Genomic DNA, 24,186 nt, shown 5'->3' with positions numbered 1-24,186 from the left:
CGCTCCGTCCGTCCGCGCCGCGGCGGTCGGCACCCGTCACGTCGCTCACGCGGCCGGCTCGGGCTGCTCGATGCGCGGGAAGAGGCCCGCGGCGAGGGGCTGCACCTCGGGGGCGCTCGACCACTCGGCCGCACGGTCGACGGGCTGGCTCGTGAGCTCGCCCTGGCCGATCGAGAGCCAGAGGGTCTGCGTCGCCGTCGGCATGAACGGCGCGAGCAGGACGGTCAGGGTGCCGAGGCCGCGGAGGGCGGTCGCGAGCACCGTGGCCAGCCGGTCGCGCTGGTCGTCGTGCTTGGCCAGCGCCCAGGGCTCCTGCTCGGTGATGTAGCCGTTGAGCACGTCGACGAGCTCCCAGATCGACGAGAGGGCCTCGTTGATCGCGAAGCGCTCCATCGCGGCGTCGGCGGCGGCCGTGACGCGCAGCTCGGTCTCGCGGACGGCGAGGTCGGCGTCGGTCAGCTCGCCGGCGACCGGCACGGTGCCGTCGAAGTACCGCGTGATCATGGCGATCACGCGCGACGCGAGGTTGCCGAAGCCGTTGGCGAGCTCGGCCTGGTAGCGGGCGGCGATGTCCTCCCACGAGAAGTTGCCGTCCTGGCCGAACGTGATGGCGCGCATGAAGTAGTAGCGGAACGCGTCGGCGCCGAAGACGTCGGTGATCTGCTGCGGCGCGATGCCGGTCAGCTTCGACTTCGACATCTTCTCGCCGCCGACGAGCAGCCAGCCGTGGCCGAAGACGGCCTTCGGCACGGGCAGGCCCGCGGCCATCAGCATGGCGGGCCAGATGACGGCGTGGAAGCGCGCGATGTCCTTGCCGACGAGCTGCACGGCCGGCCAGCGGCGCCGGAACTGCTCGGCGTCGACGCCGTAGCCGATGGCCGTGACGTAGTTGAGCAGCGCGTCGAACCAGACGTAGACGACGTGCTTCTCGTCCCACGGCACCTTGACGCCCCAGTCGAACGTCTGGCGCGAGATCGACAGGTCGCGGAGGCCCTGCTTGACGAACTGCACGATCTCGTTCCGGACGTTCTCCGGCTGCACGAAGTCGGGCTGCTGCTCGTAGAGGTCGAGCAGGCGCTGCTCGAAGTCGCTCATGCGGAAGAAGTAGTTGCTCTCTTTCAAGAGCTCGACGGGCTTCGAGTGGATCGCGCAGACGAGCTCGCCCTCGAAGGGCCCGACGCCGTCGACGAGGTCGCCGGGCTGCTTGTACTCTTCGCAGCCCACGCAGTACGAGCCCTCGAACTCGCCCTGGTAGATGTAGCCGTCGTCGTGGAGCTTCTGCAGGAACCGCTGGACGCCCTTCTCGTGGCGCTCGTCGGTCGTTCGGATGAAGTCGTCGTTGCTGATGTCGACGGTCTCGAGCAGCGGCTTCCACGACTCGGTGACGAGCTTGTCGGCCCACGCCTGCGGCGTGACGTCGTGGCTCGTCGCCGTGCGGAGGATCTTCTGGCCGTGCTCGTCGGTGCCGGTGAGCAGCCACGTGTCGTCGCCGCGCTGGCGGTGCCAGCGGGCGAGCACGTCGGCCGCGACCTCGGTGTAGGCGTGGCCGATGTGCGGCACGTCGTTGACGTAGAAGATGGGCGTTGCGATGAAGAAGGAGTCGCCGGCGGGCATGGTGACCATCTTAGGTGCGGGCACCGACGCCGGGACGCGGCCCGCGCCTCCGCGTCGGGACGGCCCGGGAGGGCCTCAGGGGCGGGGCTGCCTCGCCGCCAGCGCCGCCTGGTAGAGGTCGCGCTTCGACAGGCCGGTGGCCTCGGCCACGTCGGAGGCGGCCTCCTTCAGCCGGGCGCCGTCGGCGACGAGGGCCTGCACCTGCGCGAGCCCGGCGTCGAGGTCGAACTCGCGCTCGGGGGCGCCCTCGACGACGACGCAGATCTCGCCGCGGACGCCCTCGGCCGCCCAGGCCGCGAGCTCGGCGGCCGGGCCGCGGCGGACCTCCTCGTGCAGCTTGGTCAGCTCGCGGCAGACGACGACGCGGCGGTCGGCCCCCAGGGCGGTCGAGACGTCGCCGAGCGACTCGGCCAGGCGGTGCGGCGACTCGAAGAAGACCATCGTGCGACGCTCGTCGGCGAGGGCGCGGAGCACGCGCAGGCGGTCGCCCTGCTTGCGCGGCAGGAACCCCTCGAAGCTGAAGCGGTCGGTCGGCAGGCCCGACACGGCGAGCGCCGTGAGCACGGCGGACGGCCCGGGGATCGCCGTGACGGTGACGCCCGCCGCCGCGGCCGCCTCGACGAGCGGGAAGCCGGGGTCGCTGATGGCGGGCATGCCGGCGTCGGTGAGGACGACGAGGTCGACGGTGCGGGCCAGCTCGACGAGCTCGGCGGCCTTCTCCCGCTCGTTGTGCTCGTGCAGCGCCACGAGGCGGGGCCGGTTCTCGACGCCGAGGGCCCGCATGAGGTGGATCGCGGTCCGCGTGTCCTCCGCGGCGACCACCTCGGCGTTGCTCAGCGTCTCGACCAGGCGGCGCGAGGCGTCGCCGAGGTTGCCGATGGGGGTGGCGGCCAGAACGATCACCCGGCCATTCTCCCCCGGGGCGCGGCGTCGGCACGACGGCGGCCCCTACGATGGCCCGATGACGACCCCGGGCGAGCGCGCGTTCGACGCGCTCGTGACCGACGACCGCCGCCCCGAGAGCCCCGGCGAGGCCGTCGTCGCGGCCCCTCCCGCCGCCGACGCGCGACAGGCCTCCACGTGGCTCGACCGCTGGTGGGGCCGGATGCTCTCGACCCCCGGCCGCCGGCGTGCCTGGGCCTGGGGCGGCCCGCTCGCCGTCACGCTGCTCGCCGCCGCGCTGCGCCTCTGGCACCTGAACACGCCGGGCACGCTCGTCTTCGACGAGACCTACTACGTCAAGGACGCCTGGACCCTCCACGAGCTCGGCTACGAGGGCTCGTGGCCGGCCGACTACGACGCGACGTTCGCGCAGGGCGGGGCCGACGGTTTCCTGCCGGCGCCGTCGTTCGTCGCCCACCCGCCGCTCGGCAAGTGGCTGATCTCGCTCGGCATGGCCGCGCTCGGGCCCGCCGACCCGGCGGGCTGGCGGCTGAGCACGGCGATCGTGGGCATCCTCGCCGTCGCCCTCGTCGCGGTGATCGGCTCGCGGCTCTTCCGCTCGACGCTCGTCGGCACCCTCGCGGGCTTCTTCATGGCGATCGACGGCCACGCGATCGTGATGTCGCGGGTCTCGCTGCTCGACGACTTCGTCATGTTCTTCGGCCTGCTGGCCTTCGGGGCGGTGCTGCTCGACCGCCGCTCGTCGGCGGCCCGCCTGGCCGACTGGGCCACGAGGAGGCGCGCCGCCGATCGCGACACCGCCTGGGGCCCAGCCCTCTGGGCTCGTCCCTGGCTGGTGACGGCGGGCCTGATGTGCGGGCTCGCCACCGCCGTCAAGTGGAACGGCCTCTACTTCCTCGCCGTGTTCGCGCTCTACACGGTGGTCGTCGACATGCTCGCGCGGCGCCGGGCCGGCGTGGAGTTCTGGCTCTCGGGCACCCTCTTCAAGCAGGCCCCGGTGAGCTTCCTGCTGACGGTGCCGATCGCCCTCGTGGCGTACCTCGCGAGCTGGACGGGCTGGTTCGTCACCGACGGCGGCTACTACCGGCACTGGGTCGAGGAGGGCGGCGAGCGCTGGACGGGGGCCCTGGCCTGGGTGCCCGACGTCGTCCAGAACTTCTGGCACTACGAGGCGGGCGTCTACGCGTTCAACATCGGCCTGCAGACCCCGCACGACTACCAGGCGAACCCGTTCACCTGGCTGCTGATGCTGCGGCCGACGAGCATGTACTACCAGGGCTCGGACCTCGGCCAGGGGGCGTGCGACGTGACGCGCTGCGGCGAGGCCATCACCTCGATCGCGAACCCGGTGATCTGGTACGCGGCCGTGGCGGCCTGCGCGTACCTGCTCTACCGCCTCGTGCGGCATCGCGACTGGCGCCACGGGGCGATCCTCGTCGGCGTGGCGGCGGGCTACCTGCCCTGGCTCGCGTACTCGGGCCGCACGGTGTTCCAGTTCTACACGATCGCCTTCGAGCCCTACCTGCTGCTCGGGCTGGCCGCCGTGCTCGGGATCGTCCTCGGCGACCGCACCGACCCGATCGACCGGAGGCGCAGCGGCATCGGCGTCACGGCCATCGTCGTCGTGCTCGCCGTGGCCGTGACGATCTTCTTCTACCCGATGTGGACGGCCCAGCTCGAGGACTGGGAGTGGATCCGCCTGCACTACTGGATCCCGTCCTGGAAGTAGCCCGCGACTGCGACGCCCTGTTACCTCCTGGGTCTCCGCGTGACGGGCAGCGGCTAGCGTTGGCGCATGGCAGATCGTGAGTACGGCTTCCGCACGCGGGCGATCCACGCGGGCAACATCCCCGACGCGGTGACGGGTGCCCGCGCCCTCCCCATCTACCAGTCGAGCGCGTTCGTCTTCGACGACACCGACGACGCCGCGGCGCGGTTCGCCCTGCAGAAGTACGGCAACATCTACAGCCGCCTCGCGAACCCGACCACCGCCTCCTTCGAGGAGCGGATCGCCAGCCTCGAGGGCGGCCTCGGCGCCGTCGCGACCTCGAGCGGGCTCAGCGCGCAGTTCATCACCTTCGCGAGCCTCGCCGGGGCCGGCGACCACATCGTGGCGAGCGCGAACCTCTACGGCGGCTCGATCACGCAGCTCGACGTGACCCTCCGCCGCTTCGGCGTCGAGACGACGTTCGTCCAGTCGGCGGAGCCCGCCGACTACGCGGCCGCGATCACCCCCGCGACGAAGCTGCTCTTCGTCGAGACCGTCGCGAACCCCTCCGGCGAGATCGCCGACCTCGAGGGCCTCGCCGAGGTCGCGCACGCCGCGGGCATCCCCCTCATCGTCGACTCGACCATCGCGACGCCCTACCTCAACCGCCCGATCGAGTGGGGAGCCGACGTCGTCATCCACTCGGCGACGAAGTTCCTCGGCGGTCACGGCACGACCCTCGGCGGCGTCGTCGTCGAGTCGGGCCGCTTCGCCTGGGACAGCGAGCGCTTCCCGCTCTTCGACCAGCCGGTGGCGAGCTACGGCGGCCTCAACTGGTCGGGCAACTTCGGCGAGTACGCGTTCCTCACGCGGCTGCGCGCCGAGCAGCTGCGCGACATCGGCCCGGCCCTCGCGCCGCACTCGGCCTTCCTGCTCGCCCAGGGCGTCGAGACCCTGCCCTTCCGGATGCGCGCCCACGTCGAGAACGCCCGCCAGGTCGCCGAGTGGCTCGACGCCGACCCCCGCATCGAGCGCGTGCGCTGGGCCGGGCTGCCCGACCACCCCCACCACGACCGCGCGGCCAAGTACCTGCCGGAGGGCCCGGGCTCGGTCTTCACGTTCGAGCTGAAGGGCGGCCGGCCCGCCGGGCGCACCTTCATCGAGTCGGTCGAGCTGGCGAGCCACCTCGCCAACATCGGCGACGCGAAGACCCTCGTCATCCACCCCGGGTCGACCACGCACGCGCAGCTCAGCGAGCAGCAGCTCGTCGACGCGGGCGTGCTGCCCGGCTCGGTGCGCATCAGCGTCGGCATCGAGGACCCGGCCGACATCATCGACGACCTCGACCAGGCGCTCGCCGCCGCGACGAAGGGCTGACCATGACCACCACCGACGACACGACCGCCGCCACCGTCACGACGCAGCTGTCGAACGGCCTGACCTGCGACCTGCCGGCGAGCTCGCCGCTCGCGAAGCTGCTGAGGTCGCAGCGCACCTGGGTCGGCCCGAGCGCCAAGGAGCGACAGGCGATCCTCCGCGGCGCGAAGAGCGTCGCCATCGTCGGCGCCTCGCCCAACGCCACGCGGTCGAGCTACTTCGTGGGCACCTACCTGCAGCAGTCGAGCGACCTGCGCGTGTACTTCGTCAACCCGAACGCCGAGACGATCCTCGGCCAGCCCGCCTACCCCGACCTCGCCTCGCTGCCGGAGGTGCCCGACATCGTCGACGTGTTCCGCAAGGCGAGCGACATCCCCTCGGTCGTCGACGACGTGGTCGCCAGCGGGGCGACGACCATCTGGGTGCAGCTCGGCATCTGGAACGAGGAGGCGGCGCGCTACGGCGAGGAGCAGGGCCTCACCGTCGTCATGGACCGCTGCATCAAGGTCGAGCACGCCCGCTTCCACGGCGGCCTCAACCTCATGGGCTTCGACACGGGCGTCATCTCGGCGAAGAAGACCGGGCGCTAGGAGCGAGCGACAGCAGCAGGGTCGCGACCGCGAGCGATCCGCCGAGCAGCGAGACCGTCACCAACGCCGGCTGGGCGGCGCCGCCGAGCCCGAGGGCCGCCGTCGCGAGGCTCGCCGCCACGATGCGCACCGTGCCCCGGCGCGTGACGGACGCGACGACGAGCGCCAGCGCGGCGACGGTGAAGCAGACGGCCGTGGTCCCCGCCGCGGACCACCAGGTGGCGGGCCAGCCCAGCGTGCGGCCGGACGAGTGCCGGGCGACGACGGCGAGCGCGACCGACGCGGCCACGACCATGGGCAGGAGGGCAGCCGCGGCGGTGCTTCGTGCCCGGGTGGCCGCCGGCACGCGGCCCTGACCGAGCAGCGCGCAGCCGAGCCCGACCGCCGCGGCGAGCGCGACGAGTGCCGTGGCGACGAGGCCGGGCACGATGAGGCCGATGCCGTCGGGCCGGTACCCGGTCGCGACCTCGGCCACGTCGGCGGCGAGGAAGACCGGGCCGCCCGCCGTCACGGTGCCGGCGACGGCCCCGACGACGAGCACGGCGAGGACCGAGCGAGCGACGGCGTGGCGCGACGTGGAGGGCATGAGGTCGAGTCCACCAGGCCGGCGGGGCCGGCGCGTCGTCCTCGGGTGGCGTCCCCCTGGTCCGCGGGTCGCGCCTCCGGTCGTCTCGAGGGGGAGGCGCGGGGTCGCAGGTGCTGACCGCGTCCGTCCCGGGGGTCGACGACCGGGGGCGGGGCACCGGGGAGGTGACGCCCCGTGAAGCCGGGGCTCACGACTGTCGGGGGCGACCGCTACCGTGGCCCGCATGTCCCCCGTGCTGACCGCCCCCGTCGTCTCGACCCAGTGGCTCGCCGACCACGTCGGCGCCGACGACATGGTCGTCGTCGACGCCTCGGTGCTGGCGCTCCGCGACGACGAGGGCACGCTCACCGGGCGATACGTCGGCGGGCACGACCAGTACCTGGCGCACGGCCACGTGCCCGGGGCGGTCTTCGCCGACCTGATCGTCGACCTCAGCGACGACCGCGGCGCACTGCCGTTCACCCGGCCCTCGACCGAGCGCTTCGCCGCCGCCGCGGGTGCGCTCGGCATCGACAACGACGTCACGGTCGTCGTCTACGACTCGGGTGCCGGGCACTGGGCCTCGCGCCTGTGGTGGCTCTTCCGCGCCGCGGGCCACGACGACGTCGCCGTGCTCGAGGGCGGCTTCTCGACCTGGCTGGCCGAGGGCCGCCCGGTCGGCGTCGGCCAGGTCGAGCCCACGCCCGCCCGGTTCGTGGCCCACGAGCGCCCCGAGCTCTGGGTCGACAAGGCCTTCGTCGAGCGCGTCGTCGCAGGCGACGAGCAGGCCGCGCTGATCTGCGCCTCGCCCCGCTCGGAGTTCGACGGCCTCACGGGCCGCCGGCCCCGGCTCGGGCACATCCCGGGCAGCGTCTCCGTCCCCGCCGACGAGCTGGTCGGCGACGACCGGCGGATCGACCGGCCGGCCCGCCTGCGCGAGGCGTTCGCCCCGGTGCTCGACGCCGAGCGCATCGTGCTCTACTGCGGCGCGGGCATCTCGGCGGCGACCGACGCGCTCGCCCTGACGCTGCTCGGCGTGCGCAACGTCTCGCTCTACGACGGGTCGCTGAACGAGTGGGCCGCCGACGCCGAGGCACCGCTGCTGACGGCGGCCTGAGCCCGGCGACGACCCGACGCCGACGGGCTCAGGCCGCCGTCATCGGAATGACCTCGTCGCGGCTGCCGGCGTCAGACGATGCCCTCGGCCAGCTCGCGGTCGAGCTCGGCCACGCCGGTGACCGGCAGGCGGCAGACGAAGTCGTGGCAGAGGTACGCCGTGACGTGGCCCCGCACGGCAGCCCGACCGGAGAAGAGCTCGAGGCCGGCCTCGGCGAACGCCGCCGCCTGCTCCTCCCCCACGACGGCGACGAGCACGCCGGGCCCGAGGGTGCGACGAGCGCGACCGCCGAGGTCGACGGCGGGCGCCCCCGCGGGCTCCACCACGACGAGCTGCGTCGACGGGGCCGCGAGGTCGGCGAGCAGGGCGGTCGTCGTGCCGTACGCGAGCGGGTTGTCGAGGGCGGCGTCGGCGGTGGGCGCGACGGCGAGCTCCGCGGCGGACCGCCACCGCGCCTCCCCGGTCATCCGGTGCAGGGTCAGCGCGGCCGTCGCGCAGGCGCTCGTTCCCGACGGGTACGCGCCCTCGGACGGGTCGGCGCCGAGCGCCGTGCCGTGCGCGGCGAGCACCGGGTCGGGCCCGCCGGCCGCGGCGAACGGCGGGACCGCGACGCTGCCGTCGTCGCCCGTGACGAGGCAGCCCTCGAGCAGCCCGCGAGCCGCGACGGCGTAGCGCGGCAGGCCCGTGGCGAGGCTCAGCTGCAGCAGGCCCTCGGCGAGCATGCCGTGGTCCTCGAGGGTCGCCACGGCCGACGACGCCCCCGCCGACCCGGAGGCGCGCAGCAGCCGCCCCTCGGCCGTCACGTGCTCGTCGAGCAGGAGGTCGGCCGCCGCCCGTGCCGCCGCCACCCAGGCCGGTCGGTCGTGTCGGGCCCCGGCCTCCGCCAGCGCGGCGACGGCGAGGCCGTTCCAGCCGGTCAGCACCTTGTCGTCGACGGCGGGCGGCACCTGCCGGGCCCGCGCCGCGGCGTCGAGCGCGTAGTACCCGCCCTCGACGCGGCGGCCGTCGACGGTGCTCTCCGAGTCCTGGGCCGAGCCGAAGGCGCCCCGCGGCGTGCGGAGGGTCGCGAGCAGGAACCCCGCGACGCCCTCGGCGACCGACAGCGGGTCGAGGGCGGTCTCGGCGGGTCGGCCCGCGCCTCCGGCGCTGCGGTCGGGAGAGGTCGAGGAGCCCGCGTCGCCGACGGCCCTCGGTTCGAGCAGGGCGAGTCGCGAGTACGCGGTGAGCAGCAGGGCGTTGTCGTAGAGCATGCGCTCGTAGTGCGGGTCGCCCCAGTCGCGCCGGGTCGAGTAGCGGAAGAAGCCGCCCTCGACCGGGTCGCGCAGCGGCGAGGCCGCCATCCGCCGCAGGGTGCGCGAGGCGAGCGCGAGGGCGCCGCGGTCGCCGCCGGCCCCGAGCGAGAGCAGGGCGAGCTGGGCCGGTGCCACCGGGAACTTCGGCGCGCCGCCGAACCCGCCGTGCTCGCCGTCCTCGGCGGTGGCGACCCGGGCGGCGGCGTGGCGGACCGCGTCGGTCGGCGGCAGGACCGCGATCCCGCCGACGGCGGCCGGAGGCGCGGCCCGGCTGGCCAGCGCCTCCGCCACTCCCCGGGCGGTCGCGTCCACCTCGGCCCGGCGGCCGGTGAACGCCTCGGTCACGGCGTCGAGCACCTGCCGGAACGCCGGGTGCCCCTGCACCGGCACCGGCGGGTAGTACGTGCCCGCGAAGAACACCCGGCCCTCGGGCGTCGCGAAGCCGGTGAGCGGCCAGCCGAGGCTCGGCGTGAAGGCCGACGCCGCGGCGAGGTAGCTCGAGTCGACGTCGGGGTGCTCTTCGCGGTCGACCTTGACGGCGACGAAGCGCTCGTTGAGGTGCGCCGCGAGCTCGGGGTCGGAGAAGCTCTCGCGGGCCATCACGTGGCACCAGTGGCAGGTCGAGTAGCCGATCGAGACGAGCACGGGCACGTCGCGGCGGCGGGCCTCGGCGAAGGCCTCCTCGCCCCACGGCCACCAGTCGACCGGGTTGTCGGCGTGCGAGCGCAGGTACGGGCTGACGGCGTCGGCGAGGCGGTTCGGCATGCCCGCCACGGTAGGCGCGTCGGCCGCGCACGGGCTCGGCGCGCGAGGGCTAACCGTGCGGCGGCACGTCGCGCAGCGCCGGTCCGTCGTAGTGCGACAGCGGCCTGATCAGCGAGTTCGCCTCGCGCTGCTCGATGACGTGGGCGCTCCAGCCGAGCACCCGCGACGCGACGAACAGCGGCGTGAACACCGCGGTGTCGAACCCCATGAGGTGGTACGCGAGCCCCGACGGGTAGTCGACGTTCGGCTTGAGGCCCTTGCGCTCGAGCACCCCGGCGGCGAGCGCGTCGTAGACGGCGGCCAGCTCGTCGACGCGGGGGTGTCCGGAGGCGCGGGCCCGGTCGACGAGCCCCGCCAGCGACGCCTCCATGGTCGGCACCCGGCTGTCGCCGTTCTTGTAGACGCGGTGCCCGAAGCCCATGATCTTCTCCCGCCGGGCGAAGGCGGCGTCGAGCCAGTCGCCCGCCCCGTCGGCACCGCCGTCGTCGGCGACCCGCTCGAGCAGGTCGAGGGCGGCCTCGTTCGCGCCGCCGTGCAGCGGGCCCTTGAGGGCGCCGATGGCCGCGACGATCGACGAGTGCAGGTCGCTGAGCGTCGACGCCACGACGCGGGCCGTGAACGTCGAGGCGTTGAACGAGTGCTCCGCGTAGAGCACCATCGACGTGTCGAAGGCGTCGACGTCGACGGGGTCGGGCTCACGGTCGAACACCTGGTGGAGGAAGTCGGCGCTGTACCCCAGGTCGTCGCGAGGGGGCACGGGCGGGAGGTCGCGCCTCCGGCGCTGGTCGTACGCCACGACGGCGGGCAGGGCGCCGAAGAGTCGCGTGGCGAGGCGACGGGTGTCGTCGACGTCGTAGCTGCCGGGCGCCGCCGAGGGCTCGGGCATCGCCGCGCCGAGGGCGCTGACGGCGGTGCGCACGACGTCCATGGGGTGCGCGGTCGTCGGGATGAGGTCGATGACGTGCAGCAGGCCGGGGGCGAGCGGGCGCGCGGCGCGCAGCTCGGCGTCGAAGGCCTCGCGCTCGCTCGGCGTCGGGAGCTCGCCGTGCAGGAGCAGGTAGGCGACGTCCTCGATCTCGCGCTCGGCGGCGAGCTGCTGCACGGGATAGCCGCGGTAGAGCAGCGAGTTGCTCGCCGCGTCGACCGACGAGACGGCCGTGCGGTCGACGACCACCCCGGCGAGGCCCTTGTGCAGCTCGGGTGCCGGCTCGGCGGCGGGCGGGGCGGTGACGGTGTCGCTCATGGTCACTCCTTCGTGAGGTGAGGCGGGGTCGTGCGGTGCTGCGGTTCGTGCTGTGCTGCGGTGCTGCGGGTCGAGCGGTGCTCCGGGGCGGGGCGGCCCGGGCTCAGCGCTCGACGGTGAAGTCGAACACCCCGCCGTCGAAGGCCGAGTAGCCCTCGTAGTCGACGAGGTCGTACAGGTCGGCGCGGTGCTGCATCCGGTCGAGGAGGCGCGCCTGCGTGCCCTCCTCGGCGATCTCGTCGAGGCCGCGCCCGGCCTCGCCCATCGCGAGCCGCAGCAGCGTCACCGGCCAGATGACGATCTTCACGCCCGCGTCCTGCAGCTGCCGGGCGGTGTGCAGCTCGCCCTTGCCGAACTCGGTCATGTTCGCCAGCACCGGCACGTCGACCGCCGACGCGACGGCCTCGAACTCGGCGAGCCCGGTGAGCGCCTCGGGGAAGATCGCGTCCGCGCCGGCGTCCACGAGCCTCCGGGCCCGGTCGACGGCGACGTCGAAGCCGTCGACGGCGCGCACGTCGGTGCGGGCCATGACGACGAAATCGGGGTCGCGGCGCCCCTCGACGGCGGCCTTGACCCGCTTGACCGCCGTGTCGAGGTCGACGACCTGCTTGCCGTCGAGGTGGCCGCAGCGCTTCGGGTTGACCTGGTCCTCGACGTGGAGCCCCGCCAGTCCCGCGTCCTCCATCGTCTGCACCGTGCGCGCGACGTTCATCGGCTCGCCGAAGCCCGTGTCGGCGTCGACGAGGGTCGGCAGGTCGGTCATGCGGGCGATCTGCCCGGCCCGGGTCGCGACCTCGGTCAGCGTCGTGAGGCCGATGTCGGGCAGGCCGAGGTCGGCGGCGACGACGGCGCCCGAGACGTAGACGCCGTCGAAGCCCTTGCGCTCGATCAGCCGCGCGCTGAGGGGGTTGAAGGCCCCCGGCATGCGCACGAGCTCGCCGCCCGCGAGCGCCTCACGGAAGCGCCGCCGCTTCTCGGCCGGCGTGAGCGTCGAGTACAGCATCAGAACAGCCCGTCCGGCGAGGCCGCGTCGGCCCGGTCGAGGGCGCCGGCCGGGGGCGTGATCGTCAGCCCGGCCAGCTCGTGCGGCTCCAGCGTCCGGAGGCGCGTGGCCACCCCGAGGAACCGCTCGACCTCCTCCGGTGCGAGCACCCCGTCGGCGAGGGTGCGGAACTTCCGCACGTAGTCCTCCCGCGCGAACGGCCGCGCGCCGAGCGGGTGCGCGTCGGCGACGGCGATCTCGTCGACGAGTCGCGACCCGTCGGCGAACTCGACCTCGATGCGCCCGCCGAACGCCTTCTCGGCGGGGTCGGCGGAGTGGTAGCGCCGGGTCCACTCGGCGTCCTCGGCGGTCGAGATGCGCCTCCAGAGCTCGACGGTGTCCGGGCGCTGCGCGCGCTCGGGCGCGTAGCTGCGCTCGTGGTGCCACTCGCCGTCCTGCAGCGCCACGGCGACGATGTACGGGATCGAGTGGTCGAGGGTCTCGCGGCTCGCGGTCGGGTCGTACTTCTGCGGGTCGCCGGCGCCCGAGCCGATGACGACGTGCGTGTGGTGGCTCGTGTGCAGGACGATGCTCCGGACCGCGGCGGGGTCGCGCAGCTCGGGGCGCTCCCGGCCGAGGCGGCGGGCGAGGTCGATCCAGGCCTGCGCCTGGTACTCGGCGCTGTGCTCCTTCGTGTAGCTGTCGAGGATCGCCCGCTTCGCCTCGCCGGGGCCGGGCAGCGGCACCGAGTAGCGCGCGTCGGGGCCGTCGAGCAGCCACGCGACGACGCCGTCCTCGCCCTCGTAGATCGGGCTCGGGCTCGTCTGGCCGCGCATCGCCCGGTCGATCGCCTCGATCGCCTGCTTGCCCGCGAACGCCGGGGCGTAGGCCTTCCAGGTCGAGATGAGGCCCTTGCGCGACTGCCGCGTGGCCGTGGTGGTGTGCAGCGCCTGGGCGATGGCCTGCGCCGTGGTCTCGACGTCGAGGCCGAGCAACGCGGCGATGCCACCCGCCGCGCTCGGGCCGAGGTGCGCGACGTGGTCGATCTTGTGCGCGTGCAGGCTGATCGCCCGCGCGAGGTCGATCTGCAGCTCGTAGCCGGCGGCGATGCCGCGGACGAGCTGCTCGCCGCCCGCGCCGACGTGCTGCGCCGCCGCGAGCACCGGCGGGATGTTGTCGCCCGGGTGCGAGTACTCCGCGGCGAGGAAGGTGTCGTGGAAGTCGAGCTCGCGCACCGCCACGCCGTTGGCCCACGCCGCCCACTCGGGCTGCGCGCGCAGCTCGGGGTCGAGCCCGAAGACCGTCGCGCCGGCACGGGGGCTGCGGGCGTCGGAGCTCGCGACGCCGGTCGGCCCGGCGGCGCGGAGCGTGCTCTCGGGGCGGTCGGACGTGTCGGCGGGGCTGTCGCCCGGGCCGGCTCCGGCGTGACGGGCGCGGTGCTGGAGGCGCGCGGCCGCCTGCGCGCGGGCTGCGGCCACGGGTGCGCGGCCCAGGCTCGCGGCGGCGACGGCCGCGTTGTCGATGACGCGGTTGATCACCATCTCGGCCACGTCGTCGTCGACCGCGACGGGGTCGACCGCGACCGCGGCCAGCCGGTGGGCCAGCTCGTCGTGTCGCAGCAGCGGGTCGTCGGAGCGGTGGACGTGCACGTCGTTGAGCATCACGAGCGTCACTCTATGCGCGGGCAGGCGCCCCGTGCACGGGGGCGCGAGGCGTCCCGGGCGTGGCGACGACGACCACGACGCCCGCGAGCACGAGCGCCAGGCCGACCCAGCCGAGCACGCTGAGGCGCTCGCCGACGACGACCACGGCGAGGAGCGTGGCGACCACGGGCTCGAGCAGCGTCACCGTCGTCGCCCGCGAGCTCGACACCCTCCGCAGGCCCGCGCCGAAGAGCAGGTAGGCGACGAACATGGGGCCGAGCGCGAGGTAGGCGTGCACGCCGAGCGACGTCGCGGAGGCGGTGATCGCGCCGCCCGTGGCCAGCAGCACGGGCACGAGCAGCACGGCGCCGACCCCGAACTCGGCGGCCATCGCGCCGCGGGCCGGGTGCCCCTGCTCGATGAGGCGTCCGGCGGTGTACGCGTAGGTCGCGTAGGCGAGCCCGGCGAGCAGCCCGAGGGCGACCCCGGCGACGAGTCCCGCGCCGGGCGCGAGGGCGTCGCGCGGGTCGGGGCCGGCGCCGGCCACGAACGCGTAGTCGGTCGGCTGGTCGCGGTGCCCGACCGCGGCGAGGAGGGCGACGCCGACCACGGCCGCTACGGCCGAGGCGATCCACCGGCGCTGAAGGGGGCGTCGCCGGGCGGGCGGGTCGAGCGTCCGCTCGAGCAGTGCCGCGAAGAGCGGGGCCGTGCCGAGGGAGACGACGTTGCCGATCGCGACCCCGGCCAGCGACATCGAGGCGTAGAAGGCGAGGGGGTAGGCGACGACTCCGAGCGCGCCCGGGACGATCCAGCGCCACGCGGGCGCGCCTCCCCGGAGCACCGACGCCGTCAGCCGCGGAGCCGTCGCCGCGAGCAGCAGCCCGCCGACGGTCATCGTGGCGGCGCCGGTCGCCACCGGGCTCACCGCCGACGGCAGGAGGCTCGCCGCCGTGCCGGTGGTGCCCCAGAGCAGGGCCGCGAGCACGATGCCGATCACGGGGCCCGAGCCTACCGAGCGTCGGGCTGCGCCGAGCAGGCCCGGCCCGGCCCGACGGCCCCGGGGGGACGTCGGGCCGGGGGCGGCCCTCAGGCCGGGGGTGCCGCGAAGCGCTCGACGAGCTCACGCTTGAGGATCTTGCCGCTCGGCCCGAGCGGCAGCGCGTCGACGACGTGCACCACGCGGGGGAATTTGTAGGCCGCGATCTCGTCCGAGACGAACGCGACGAGCTCCTCGGGCGTGACGGTGGAGCCGGGGCGGAGCACGACCGCCGCCTCGACCTCCTGGCCGTGGGTCTCGTGGGGCACGCCGAAGACGGCGGCCATGGTCACGTCGTCGTGCTGGGCGAGCACCTCCTCGACCTGCCGCGGGTAGACGTTGTAGCCGTTGCGGATGATCATGTCCTTCGTCCGGTCGACGACCGTGAGGTAGCCGTCGTCGTCCTTCGTGCCGAGGTCGCCCGTGCGGAACCAGCCGTCGACGATGGCCTCGGCCGTGTCGTCGGGGCGGTTGAGGTAGCCGTTCATGAGGTTGTGGCCGCGGATCACGAGCTCGCCGATCTCGCCGCGGGGCAGCAGCACGATCGAGTCGGCGGACGCGGGGTCGGCGATCTCGACGTCGACGCCCCAGATCGGCGTGCCGATGGTGCCGGGGCGGGGCGGTCGGCCGACGTGGTTGAACGTGGCGACCGGGCTCGTCTCGGTGAGCCCGTAGCCCTCGTGCACGGGCGCGCCGAAGACCTGCTCGAAGCGCTGCAGCACCGCGAGGTGCAGCGAGGCCCCGCCCGAGATCGCGTAGCGCAGGGGCGGTCGGGCGTCGCTGCGGCCCGCGGCGTCGAGCAGCGCCATGTACATGGTCGGCACGCCCATGAAGATCTCGCAGCCGTGCTCGACGAGCGCGGCGAGCGCCGCGTCGCCGGTGAACCTCGGCACCATGACGATCGTGGCGCCGGCCCGGAACCCGGTGTTCATCGTGCAGGTCTGCCCGAAGGTGTGGAAGAGCGGCAGCGCCCCGAGCAGCACGTCTCCGCGCTTCATGTCGAAGGTGCCCATGAGGTTGGTGTTCACCTGCTCGATGAGGGCGAGGTGCGAGCCCTCGGCGCCCTTCGGCTGGCCCGTGGTGCCGCTCGTGTAGAGGATGGTCGCCGTGTCGAACGGGTCGCGGGGGACGTACGTGGCGAGCGGCTCGGCCGACTCGGCCAGCGCCTCCAGCCGGTCGTGCCCGGTTCCGTGCGGGTCGACGGACTCCGGAGGCGCGAGCACCGTCACGACGTCGACCTCCGCCAGCTGCGCCCCGGCCGCGCCCTCGGCGAGCAGCGGTGCGGCGCAGACGAGCATCGTCGCCTCGCTGTCGCGCAGGACGTACTCGATCTCGTGCCGCTTGAGCAGGGCGTGCACCGGCACGACGACGGCGCCGAGGGCGAGCACCGCGTAGTAGACGCGGGCGAAGTCGGCGACGTTGGGGACGAGCATGGCGACCCGGGAGCCCTCGCCGACGCCCTTGGAGCGCAGGGCCCCGGCGTAGCCGAGCGTCTGCGACCAGAGCTGCGAGTAGGTGGTGCGCTCCTCGCCGACGACGATCGCGACGTCGTCGGGGTACCGCTGCGCCGACTCGGCGAGGATCGCGGCGACCGACGCGGTCGCGTGCCCGCGCCTGTGCCCTCTCTCGCTCGCGGTGCCGCTCGGGCTGGTGAGGGTGCTGGTCATCGTGTTCTCCGTCTCCGTCGACGATCGAGTCCCCCGGATCATACGTCCCCGAGGTCCGCTCACCCGGGGCGGTCCTGGCGACGCGCTACTCCATGCTGCTGCTGCCGTCGCCGGAGTCGTGGCTCCGGCCGACCCCGCGGGCGCTGAGGTCGCGACCGCTCGGCAGCGCCCGGGGAGGGGTCGGCGCCCCTCCCGCTCCCCAGCCGGGGCGGCTTAACATGGAGGGTCATGCCACCCACCCAGCCCGCGCCGCGCACCCCGGCCGCCCCGCGCACCCCGCGCACCCCGCCGGTCATCACCTACCCGGCCGAGCTGCCCGTCAGCCAGCGACGCGACGACATCGCCGCCGCGATCCGCGACAACCAGGTCGTCATCGTGGCCGGCGCGACCGGCTCGGGCAAGACGACGCAGCTGCCGAAGATCTGCCTCGAGCTCGGTCGCACGAGCATCGGGCACACCCAGCCCCGGCGCATCGCCGCCCGCACCATCAGCGAGCGCATCGCCGAGGAGCTCGGCGACGAGGTCGGCGGCCTCGTCGGCTACCAGGTGCGGTTCACCGACAAGGTGTCGGCCGACACGCAGATCAAGCTGATGACCGACGGCATCCTGCTGAACGAGATCCACTTCGACCGCGACCTCACCCGCTACGACACGATCATCATCGACGAGGCCCACGAGCGCAGCCTCACCATCGACTTCCTGCTCGGGTACCTGAAGCAGCTGCTGCCCCGCCGACCCGACCTCAAGCTGATCATCACCAGCGCGACGATCGACCCGCAGTCGTTCTCGCGGCACTTCGACGACGCCCCCGTCGTCGAGGTCTCCGGTCGCACGTACCCGGTCGAGATCCGCTACCGGCCGCTCGTGGCGGACGACACCAGCGACGGCGACGGCGGCGACCCCGACGACGACCCCGACGAGGCACCCCGCCGCCCCCGCGACGGCCGCGGCGGCTCCGACCGTCCGCAGCGCGCCGACGACAAGGACTACCTCCAGGGCATCAACGAGGCCCTCGACGAGCTCGCCCGTGAGAGCAGCGGCGACGTGCTCGTCTTCCTCAGCGGCGAGAACGAGATCCGCGACGCCGAGGACGCCATCCGGGGCCGGAACCTCCCCCACACCGAGGTGCTCCCGCTCTACGGCCGGCTCAGCGCCGCCGACCAGCACCGCGTCTTCCAGCCGAGCACCACGGCGGGCACCCGTCGCCGCATCGTCCTCGCGACCAACGTCGCCGAGACGAGCCTCACCGTGCCCGGCATCAAGTACGTCATCGACGCCGGCACCGCCCGCATCAGCCGCTACTCGACCCGGGCCAAGGTGCAGCGCCTCCCCATCGAGGCCATCTCGCAGGCGAGCGCGAACCAGCGCTCGGGCCGCTCCGGCCGCACGAGCAGCGGCATCGCGATCCGGCTCTACAGCGAGACCGACTTCGGCAAGCGTCCCGAGTTCACCGAGCCCGAGATCCTCCGCACCAACCTCGCGGCGGTCATCCTCCAGATGATCTCGCTCGGCCTCGGCGAGATCTCGGCGTTCCCCTTCCTGCAGCCGCCGGACTCGCGCGGCATCAAGGACGGCCTCGACCTCCTCCGCGAGCTCGGCGCCGTCACGCAGGGCGGCCACGACGGCTCGAAGCCGCAGATCACGCGCGTCGGCAAGCAGCTCACGCGCCTGCCGATCGACCCCCGCCTCGCCCGCATGGTGATCGAGTCGAAGACGCAGGGCACCACGCGCGAGGTCATCGCGATCGTCGCCGCGCTCAGCATCCAAGACCCCCGAGAGCGCCCCCTCGAGCGTCGCGCGCAGGCCGACGAGAAGCACTCGCGCTTCAAGGACCCCAAGGGCGACTTCCTCAGCCTGCTCAACCTCTTCGAGTACCTCGAAGACAAGCAGCAGGAGCTCAGCGGCAACGCCTTCAAGCGCCTCTGCCGCGAGGAGTTCCTCAACTACCTCCGCGTCCGCGAGTGGCAGGACGTCTACCGCCAGCTCACCCGCGCCGCCCGCCCGCTCGGCCTGCACATCGGCGAGCGCAGCGCGAACCCCGACGGGGTGCACCGCAGCCTGCTCGCCGGCCTGCTCAGCCAGATCGGCCTGCTCGACCCGCAGAAGAAGGACTACGTCGGCGCCCGCCAGACGCGCTTCCTGCTCTTCCCCGGCAGCAGCCTCGCGAAGAAGCAGCCCGCCGCGATCATGAGCGCCGAGCTCGTCGAGACGAGCCGCCTCTTCGCCCGCGTCGCCGGCGTCATCGACCCCGCGTGGGCCGAGCCGCTCGCCCCCGACCTCGTGAAGCGCAGCTACGGCGAGCCGCACTGGGAGAAGAAGCAGGGCGCCGTCGTGGCCTACGAGCGCGTGACGCTCTACGGCGTGCCGATCGTCGAGCGGCGCCGCATCCAGTTCTCGCGCATCGACCCCGGGTACGCCCGCGAGCTGTTCATCCGGCACGCCCTCGTCGAGGGCGACTGGGAGTCGCGGCAGTCGTTCGAGAAGGCCAACGCCGACCTCGTCCGCGAGCTCACCGAGGTCGAGGAGCGCACCCGCCGCCGCGACATCCTCGTCGACGGCGACGCGCAGTTCGAGTTCTTCCAGCGGCGCATCCCCGCCGACGTCGCGAGCACGCGCGACTTCGAGGGCTGGTGGCGGAAGGCGAAGGCCGAGACGCCCGACCTCCTCACCATGACCGCCGCCGACCTCCTCGGCGACGACGAGCCCGACGTCGACGAGGCGGCCTTCCCCGACACGTGGCGGCAGGGCGACCAGACGCTGACGCTCCGCTACAAGTTCGAGCCCGGGGCGGAGGACGACGGGGTGACCGTCGTGGTGCCGCTGCCGCTGCTCGCGCGCCTCCGGCCCGTGGGCTTCGACTGGCAGGTGCCGGGCCTCCGCGACGAGCTCGTGACCTCGCTCATCAAGTCGTTGCCCAAGCAGCTGCGCAAGAACGTCGTGCCCGCGGCCGACTGGGCGGCGAAGATCACGGCCGAGCTGCCGACCGATACCCCGGGCGACGTCGACGAGCCGTTCACCGCGACCCTCGCCCGCGTCATCAAGAAGCTCACCTACGCGCCCGTGACGGCCGACGACTTCGACCTCGACCGGGTGCCCGCGCACCTGCGCGTGACGTGGTCGGTCGTCGACGAGCGCGGCCGCACGGTGGGGTCCGACAAGCGCCTCGACGCCCTCCAGCAGCGCCTCGGCGACGACGCCCGCGAGAGCGTCGCCCGGGTGACGCAGGGCGCCGGAGGCGCGGGTCGAGGCCGGCGCGGACGCGGCGGCCCCGCAGACCCCGCCGCCGCGCGCCCCGTGCCGAACGCCATCGAGCGCTCGGGCATCACGACCTGGGACTTCGACGAGCTGCCGACCGTCGTCGACACGCGGCACGGCGAGACCGTCATCCGGGCCTACCCGGCCCTCGTCGACGAGGGCGCCTCGGTCGCGATCCGGCTCATGGCGACGCCCGCCGACCAGGCGCGCGAGACCCCGCGGGGCGTGCGCCGCCTCCTCATGCTCGCCGTCCCCAGCCCGGTGGCCTACGTGCAGCAGCACCTGACGGCGCCCGAGAAGCTGATCCTCGCGACGAGCCCGTACCAGAACACGGCCGCGCTCTTCGCCGACTGCCTCGTGGCGGTCGTCGACGACGTGCTGCGACGGGTGAAGCCCGACGGACAGCTGTACACGAAGAAGGAGTTCCTCACGGTGCGCGACCGGGTCTCGGCCGCGGTCATGGACTCCATGTTCCAGACCGTGTCGCTCGTCGCCCGCACCCTGACCGCGGCGCGCGACGCCGACAAGGCGATGAGGTCGGCGACCTCGATGGCCCTGCTCACGGCGCTCACCGACATGCGGCAGCAGCGCGACCGGCTCGTGTACCCGGGCTTCGTCTCCGCGACGGGCCTGCAGCAGCTCCAACGGGTGCCGGTCTACCTGGTCGGCATCACCCGCCGCACGGCGAAGCTGCTCGAGGCGCCCTCGCGCGACCGCGCCTGGCTCACCGAGGTGCAGCAGGCGACGGAGCGTTACGAGGAGGCGGGCGGGACGTTCCCGCCGACCGACGCCGCGCCTCCGGCCCTCGTCCGTGCCCGGTGGCTGCTCGAGGAGTTCCGCCTCAGCCTCTTCGCCCAAGACCTCCGGCCGAGCGAGAGCGTCTCGCTGCAGCGCATCGCGAAGGTGCTCGCCTCGGTCTGACCGCGCACTAGCCTGGCGTGATGCGAGCGACGGTCAAGGACGTGGCGGCCCGTGCCGGCGTGTCGCCGAAGACGGTCTCGAACGTCATCAACGGCGTCGTCCCGGTGAGCCCCGACACGCGCTCGAGGGTCGAGGAGGCGCTGGTCGCCCTCTCCTACGTGCCCAACCTCAGCGCGCGCGGCCTCCGCAACGGCCGCACGGGGGCGATCGCGCTCGCCTTCCCCGACCTGACCACGCCCTACAGCGCCGAGATGTCGCACTGGTTCGTCGAGGTCGCGCACGAGCGGGGCTGGTCGGTGCAGCTCGAGCAGACCGGCATGCGGCCGGAGCGCGAGCGCGAGCTGCTCCTCCGCGGCAAGGAGCACCTCGTCGACGGCCTCGTGCTGAACCCGGTCAGCCTCGACGAGAGCGCGATCGTCGGCGCCGAGTCGCTGCCGCCGGTCGTCGTCATCGGCGAGGTCGAGCAGAGCCTCGTCGACCAGGTGCGGGTCGACAGCGTCGCCGCCGCCCGCGACATGACCGACCACCTCATCGCGCTCGGGCACCGGCGCATCGCGGTGCTCGGCACCTCGGGCGAGGGCCTCGACACCGCCACGGCCCGGGCCCGGACGCTCGGCTGGGCGCAGGCCATGGCCGCGGCCGGCCTGCCGACCGGCGACGACCTGCGCTGGGCCTGCGCCGCGTGGTCGCCCGGGGCCGCGGCCGACGCCGTCCGCCGCCACCTCGAGCACGGCGACGCCCCCGACGCGCTCTTCTGCTTCACCGACTCGCTCGCCATCGGCGCGGGCCACTCGCTGTGGGAGGCGGGCCTCCGCGTGCCCGACGACGTCTCGCTCGCGGGCTTCGACGACGTCGCCGACGGCCGCTACGCCCTGCCCCCGCTCACCACCGTCGGGCTCGACAAGCGCCTCTACGCCGAGCGCGCCCTCGAGCTGCTCGCCGCGCGCATCGCCGACCGCGACCGGGCGCCCGAGCTCGTCGTCATCCCGCACGAGGTCGTCCCCCGAGCGAGCACCGCCCGCTCCCCGCGCTGAGCCCCGCCTGTCAACCCCTCACGAGGAGGCGCGGAGCAGCCTACCGTGCCACTCCCGAGCACGAGACAGAGAGGCACCCATGTCTGCTGACCAGTACGCATTCGAAGACCCCACCAAGAAGTTCGCCGACATCACGCCGAAGGCCCAGTACCTGGAGGGCGCCGGCACCGACGAGGAGCTCTCCTCCTCCGCCGACCACGGCGAGGAGACGTACCGCGGCTCGGGTCGCCTCGAGGGCCGCAAGGCCCTCGTCACCGGCGGCGACTCCGGCATCGGCGCGGCCGTCGCCATCGCCTACGCCCGCGAGGGCGCCGACGTCGCGATCAGCTACCTGCCCGAGGAGGAGGAGGACGCCCAGCGCATCGTCGGACTCGTCGAGGCCGCGGGCCGGAAGGCCGTCGCCCTGCCCGGCGACATCACCGACCACGACTTCTGCCTCGACCTCGTCGCGAAGGCCGTCGAGGGCCTCGGCGGGCTCGACATCCTCGTCAACAACGCCGGCAAGCAGCAGCACGTCGAGGAGTTCCTCGACCTCGACGACGAGAACTTCGACGAGACGTACAAGACCAACGTCTACGCGATGTTCTGGATCACGAAGGCGGCCTTGCCGCACCTCGCCCCCGGCTCGACGATCATCAACACGACGTCGATCCAGGCGTACCAGCCGGCCCCGATGCTCGTCGACTACGCGTCGACGAAGGCCGCCATCAACACCTTCTCGAAGGGCCTCGCCATGCAGCTCGCGCCGAAGGGCATCCGCGTCAACGCGGTCGCCCCGGGCCCGATCTGGACCCCGCTGCAGCCGGCCGGCGGCCAGCCGTCGGACGCCCTCCCCGACGTCGGCAGCCAGACCGCCCTCGGCCGCTGGGGCCAGCCCGCCGAGCTCGCGCCCGCCTACGTCTTCCTGGCGTCGGGCGAGTCCAGCTACGTCGTCGGCGAGACCCTGCACGTCGACGGCGGCATGCCCACGCCGTGACCTGAGCACCACCGCCGAGGGGCCGTCCGCGCAGCTGCGCGGGCGGCCCCTCCGTCGTCGGGCCGCCCGACGCATCCGTCGCCGTCGGCGCTTGCGCTCGCGTTACAACGATGTAATGCTGTCGCCAGTCGACGCATCACGAAGGAGTGACCACCGATGACACCCCCTGAACCGAACCCCGGTCCGTCCCGCCGCACGATCCTCCTCGGCGCAGCCGGCCTCCTGAGCGTGGTGGCCGTGGGCACCCTCGCGGGCTGCGCGCCCGGCGCGACCACCGCCTCCGGCGCCACGGTCGAGCAGCTGAAGTTCTGGCACCTGCTGAGCGGGGGCGACGGCGTGAAGATGTCCGCCCTCGTCGACCAGGCGAACGAGCAGAACCCCGAGTTCGTCGCGACCCAGACCGTGCTCGCCTGGGGCACCCCGTACTACACGAAGCTCGCGATGGCGTCGGCCGGCGGCCGGGCCCCCGACGTGGCGATCATGCACGCGTCACGCGTGCCCGGCTACGCCCCCGGCGGCCTGCTCGACCCGTGGGACGTCGAGAAGCTCGCGTCGTACGGCCTGCGCGAGGAGGACTTCGCGCCCGCCGTCTGGAAGGCCGGCTTCAGCGGCGACCAGCTGTTCTCGGTCGCGCTCGACTCGCACCCGTTCATCCTGCTGTACAACACCGACGTCGCGCGCGAGGCCGGCGCCCTCGGGCCCGACGACCGGCTCGTCGAGATCACGAGCCCCGAGCAGTTCCTCGAGGTCGCGAACGCGATGCAGGCCGTGACGGGCAAGCACGGCGCGTCGTGGGGCTACCTCAACGACGGCGCGCAGCTCTGGCGCATGTTCTACACGTTCTACAAGCAGCAGGGCGCCGACATGGTGCTGCGCGAGGGCCGCACCGTCGAGTACGACGAGGCCGCCGCCGTCACGGCGCTCGAGTTCATGCAGCAGCTCACCGACGGCACCGCGATGGCGACCGCCAGCGACATCCAGTCGGGCATCGCCGAGTTCGTCTCCGGCGAGAGCGGCATGCTCTTCACGGGCGTGTGGGAGGTCCCGAGCGCCGAGGCGTCGGGCATCGCCTACGACGCGAGCATCATCCCCACGCTCTTCGGCACGCCCGCCGTCTACGCCGACTCGCACGCCTTCGTGCTGCCCCGGCAGAGCACGGTGGACGACGCCAAGCGCGAGGACGTCTACAAGATGGTCTCGACCATCCTGAAGGACTCGATCTCGTGGGCGCAGGCCGGGCACATCCCCGCCTACGGCCCGGTCGTCGACAGCAGCGAGTACGCCGTGCTCGTCCCCCAGTCGCACTACGCCGAGGCGGCCGCGTACCTGAACTACGACCCGCCGGCCTGGTTCAGCGGCTCGGGGTCGGACTTCCAGACGTACTTCCTCGACAGCATCCAGTCGGTGATCCTCGCCAAGGACGACGCCGCGGCCGGCATGCGGCGGTTCGTCGACCGGGTGGACACGCAGCTGTCGCGACCGGCACCCGTGTAGGCGA

The 24,186-nt window shown here is 73.6% G+C and carries 17 protein-coding genes; 8 read left to right on the top strand and 9 right to left on the bottom strand.

Annotated elements, in window-relative coordinates:
* Positions 1–45 precede the first annotated feature (45 nt).
* The gene (metG, locus tag EDF38_RS10960; protein ID WP_123355453.1) at positions 46–1,614 is read right to left on the bottom strand and encodes a methionine--tRNA ligase; all 1,569 of its coding nucleotides are present in this window, start codon (positions 1,612–1,614) and stop codon (positions 46–48) included.
* Between the two features lie 75 nt (positions 1,615–1,689).
* Complete coding sequence (rsmI, locus tag EDF38_RS10955; protein ID WP_123355452.1) at positions 1,690–2,517, bottom strand: 16S rRNA (cytidine(1402)-2'-O)-methyltransferase; 828 nt, start codon at positions 2,515–2,517, stop codon at positions 1,690–1,692.
* A 58-nt stretch (positions 2,518–2,575) separates the two neighbouring features.
* Here rsmI and EDF38_RS10950 point away from each other — a divergent pair, with 58 nt between their 5' ends.
* The 3 genes from EDF38_RS10950 (at position 2,576) to EDF38_RS10940 (ending at position 6,192) form a co-directional block, all read left to right on the top strand.
* Positions 2,576–4,246 carry a dolichyl-phosphate-mannose--protein mannosyltransferase gene (locus EDF38_RS10950; protein ID WP_123355451.1) on the top strand — a complete coding sequence of 557 codons (1,671 nt, stop codon included), beginning with the start codon at positions 2,576–2,578 and terminating at the stop codon, positions 4,244–4,246.
* A 66-nt stretch (positions 4,247–4,312) separates the two neighbouring features.
* On the top strand, positions 4,313–5,602 hold the full coding sequence (locus tag EDF38_RS10945) for an O-acetylhomoserine aminocarboxypropyltransferase/cysteine synthase family protein (RefSeq protein ID WP_123355450.1): 1,290 nt from the start codon (positions 4,313–4,315) through the stop codon (positions 5,600–5,602).
* Between the two features lie 2 nt (positions 5,603–5,604).
* On the top strand, positions 5,605–6,192 hold the full coding sequence (locus EDF38_RS10940) for a CoA-binding protein (RefSeq protein ID WP_123355449.1): 588 nt from the start codon (positions 5,605–5,607) through the stop codon (positions 6,190–6,192).
* Here EDF38_RS10940 and EDF38_RS10935 read toward each other — a convergent pair.
* A complete protein-coding gene (locus tag EDF38_RS10935; protein ID WP_123355448.1) occupies positions 6,164–6,778 on the bottom strand; it encodes a hypothetical protein in 615 nt (204 codons plus the stop codon). The genes EDF38_RS10940 and EDF38_RS10935 overlap by 29 nt on opposite strands.
* 223 nt (positions 6,779–7,001) lie before the next feature.
* Between EDF38_RS10935 and EDF38_RS10930 the strand changes: the two genes are divergently transcribed.
* Entirely contained in the window at positions 7,002–7,874 is an 873-nt protein-coding gene (locus EDF38_RS10930; protein WP_148061489.1) for a sulfurtransferase, read from the top strand.
* 71 nt (positions 7,875–7,945) lie between these two features.
* On the opposite strand, the gene EDF38_RS10925 is transcribed toward EDF38_RS10930, so the two are convergent.
* The 6 genes from EDF38_RS10925 to EDF38_RS10900 all read right to left on the bottom strand — a co-directional run bounded on the left by EDF38_RS10925 (position 7,946) and on the right by EDF38_RS10900 (position 16,502).
* Positions 7,946–9,931, bottom strand: coding sequence for a thioredoxin domain-containing protein (locus tag EDF38_RS10925; protein ID WP_123355446.1), 1,986 nt, complete (start codon positions 9,929–9,931; stop codon positions 7,946–7,948).
* A gap of 49 nt (positions 9,932–9,980) precedes the next feature.
* The gene (locus EDF38_RS10920) at positions 9,981–11,174 is read right to left on the bottom strand and encodes a bifunctional 2-methylcitrate synthase/citrate synthase (RefSeq protein WP_123355964.1); all 1,194 of its coding nucleotides are present in this window, start codon (positions 11,172–11,174) and stop codon (positions 9,981–9,983) included.
* Between the two features lie 103 nt (positions 11,175–11,277).
* Entirely contained in the window at positions 11,278–12,177 is a 900-nt protein-coding gene (gene prpB / locus EDF38_RS10915) for a methylisocitrate lyase (protein ID WP_123355445.1), read from the bottom strand.
* Positions 12,177–13,820: an MmgE/PrpD family protein gene (locus EDF38_RS10910; RefSeq protein ID WP_370275625.1), complete on the bottom strand. Its 1,644-nt coding sequence runs from the start codon at positions 13,818–13,820 to the stop codon at positions 12,177–12,179. Before EDF38_RS10910 ends, prpB begins: the two co-directional genes overlap by 1 nt.
* Positions 13,821–13,830: 10 nt before the next feature.
* Positions 13,831–14,796 carry a DMT family transporter gene (locus EDF38_RS10905; protein ID WP_233572393.1) on the bottom strand — a complete coding sequence of 322 codons (966 nt, stop codon included), beginning with the start codon at positions 14,794–14,796 and terminating at the stop codon, positions 13,831–13,833.
* A gap of 89 nt (positions 14,797–14,885) precedes the next feature.
* Complete coding sequence (locus EDF38_RS10900; RefSeq protein WP_123355960.1) at positions 14,886–16,502, bottom strand: long-chain fatty acid--CoA ligase; 1,617 nt, start codon at positions 16,500–16,502, stop codon at positions 14,886–14,888.
* 228 nt (positions 16,503–16,730) lie between these two features.
* On the opposite strand from EDF38_RS10900, the gene hrpA reads away from it, so the two are divergent.
* The 4 genes from hrpA (at position 16,731) to EDF38_RS10880 (ending at position 24,182) form a co-directional block, all read left to right on the top strand.
* The gene (gene hrpA, locus EDF38_RS10895) at positions 16,731–20,678 is read left to right on the top strand and encodes an ATP-dependent RNA helicase HrpA (RefSeq protein ID WP_123355443.1); all 3,948 of its coding nucleotides are present in this window, start codon (positions 16,731–16,733) and stop codon (positions 20,676–20,678) included.
* A gap of 20 nt (positions 20,679–20,698) precedes the next feature.
* Positions 20,699–21,712 (top strand): LacI family DNA-binding transcriptional regulator, encoded by a 1,014-nt coding sequence (locus EDF38_RS10890; RefSeq protein WP_123355958.1) that lies wholly within the window; start codon positions 20,699–20,701, stop codon positions 21,710–21,712.
* A 79-nt stretch (positions 21,713–21,791) separates the two neighbouring features.
* Positions 21,792–22,688 carry a glucose 1-dehydrogenase gene (locus EDF38_RS10885; RefSeq protein ID WP_123355442.1) on the top strand — a complete coding sequence of 299 codons (897 nt, stop codon included), beginning with the start codon at positions 21,792–21,794 and terminating at the stop codon, positions 22,686–22,688.
* Positions 22,689–22,844: 156 nt separating this feature from the next.
* Positions 22,845–24,182 carry an extracellular solute-binding protein gene (locus tag EDF38_RS10880; RefSeq protein WP_123355441.1) on the top strand — a complete coding sequence of 446 codons (1,338 nt, stop codon included), beginning with the start codon at positions 22,845–22,847 and terminating at the stop codon, positions 24,180–24,182.
* Positions 24,183–24,186 lie beyond the last annotated feature (4 nt).

The organism is Frigoribacterium sp. PhB160, from assembly GCF_003751785.1.
Lineage (GTDB): Bacteria > Actinomycetota > Actinomycetes > Actinomycetales > Microbacteriaceae > Frigoribacterium.
This window is presented reverse-complemented; position numbering and strand designations above follow the sequence as displayed.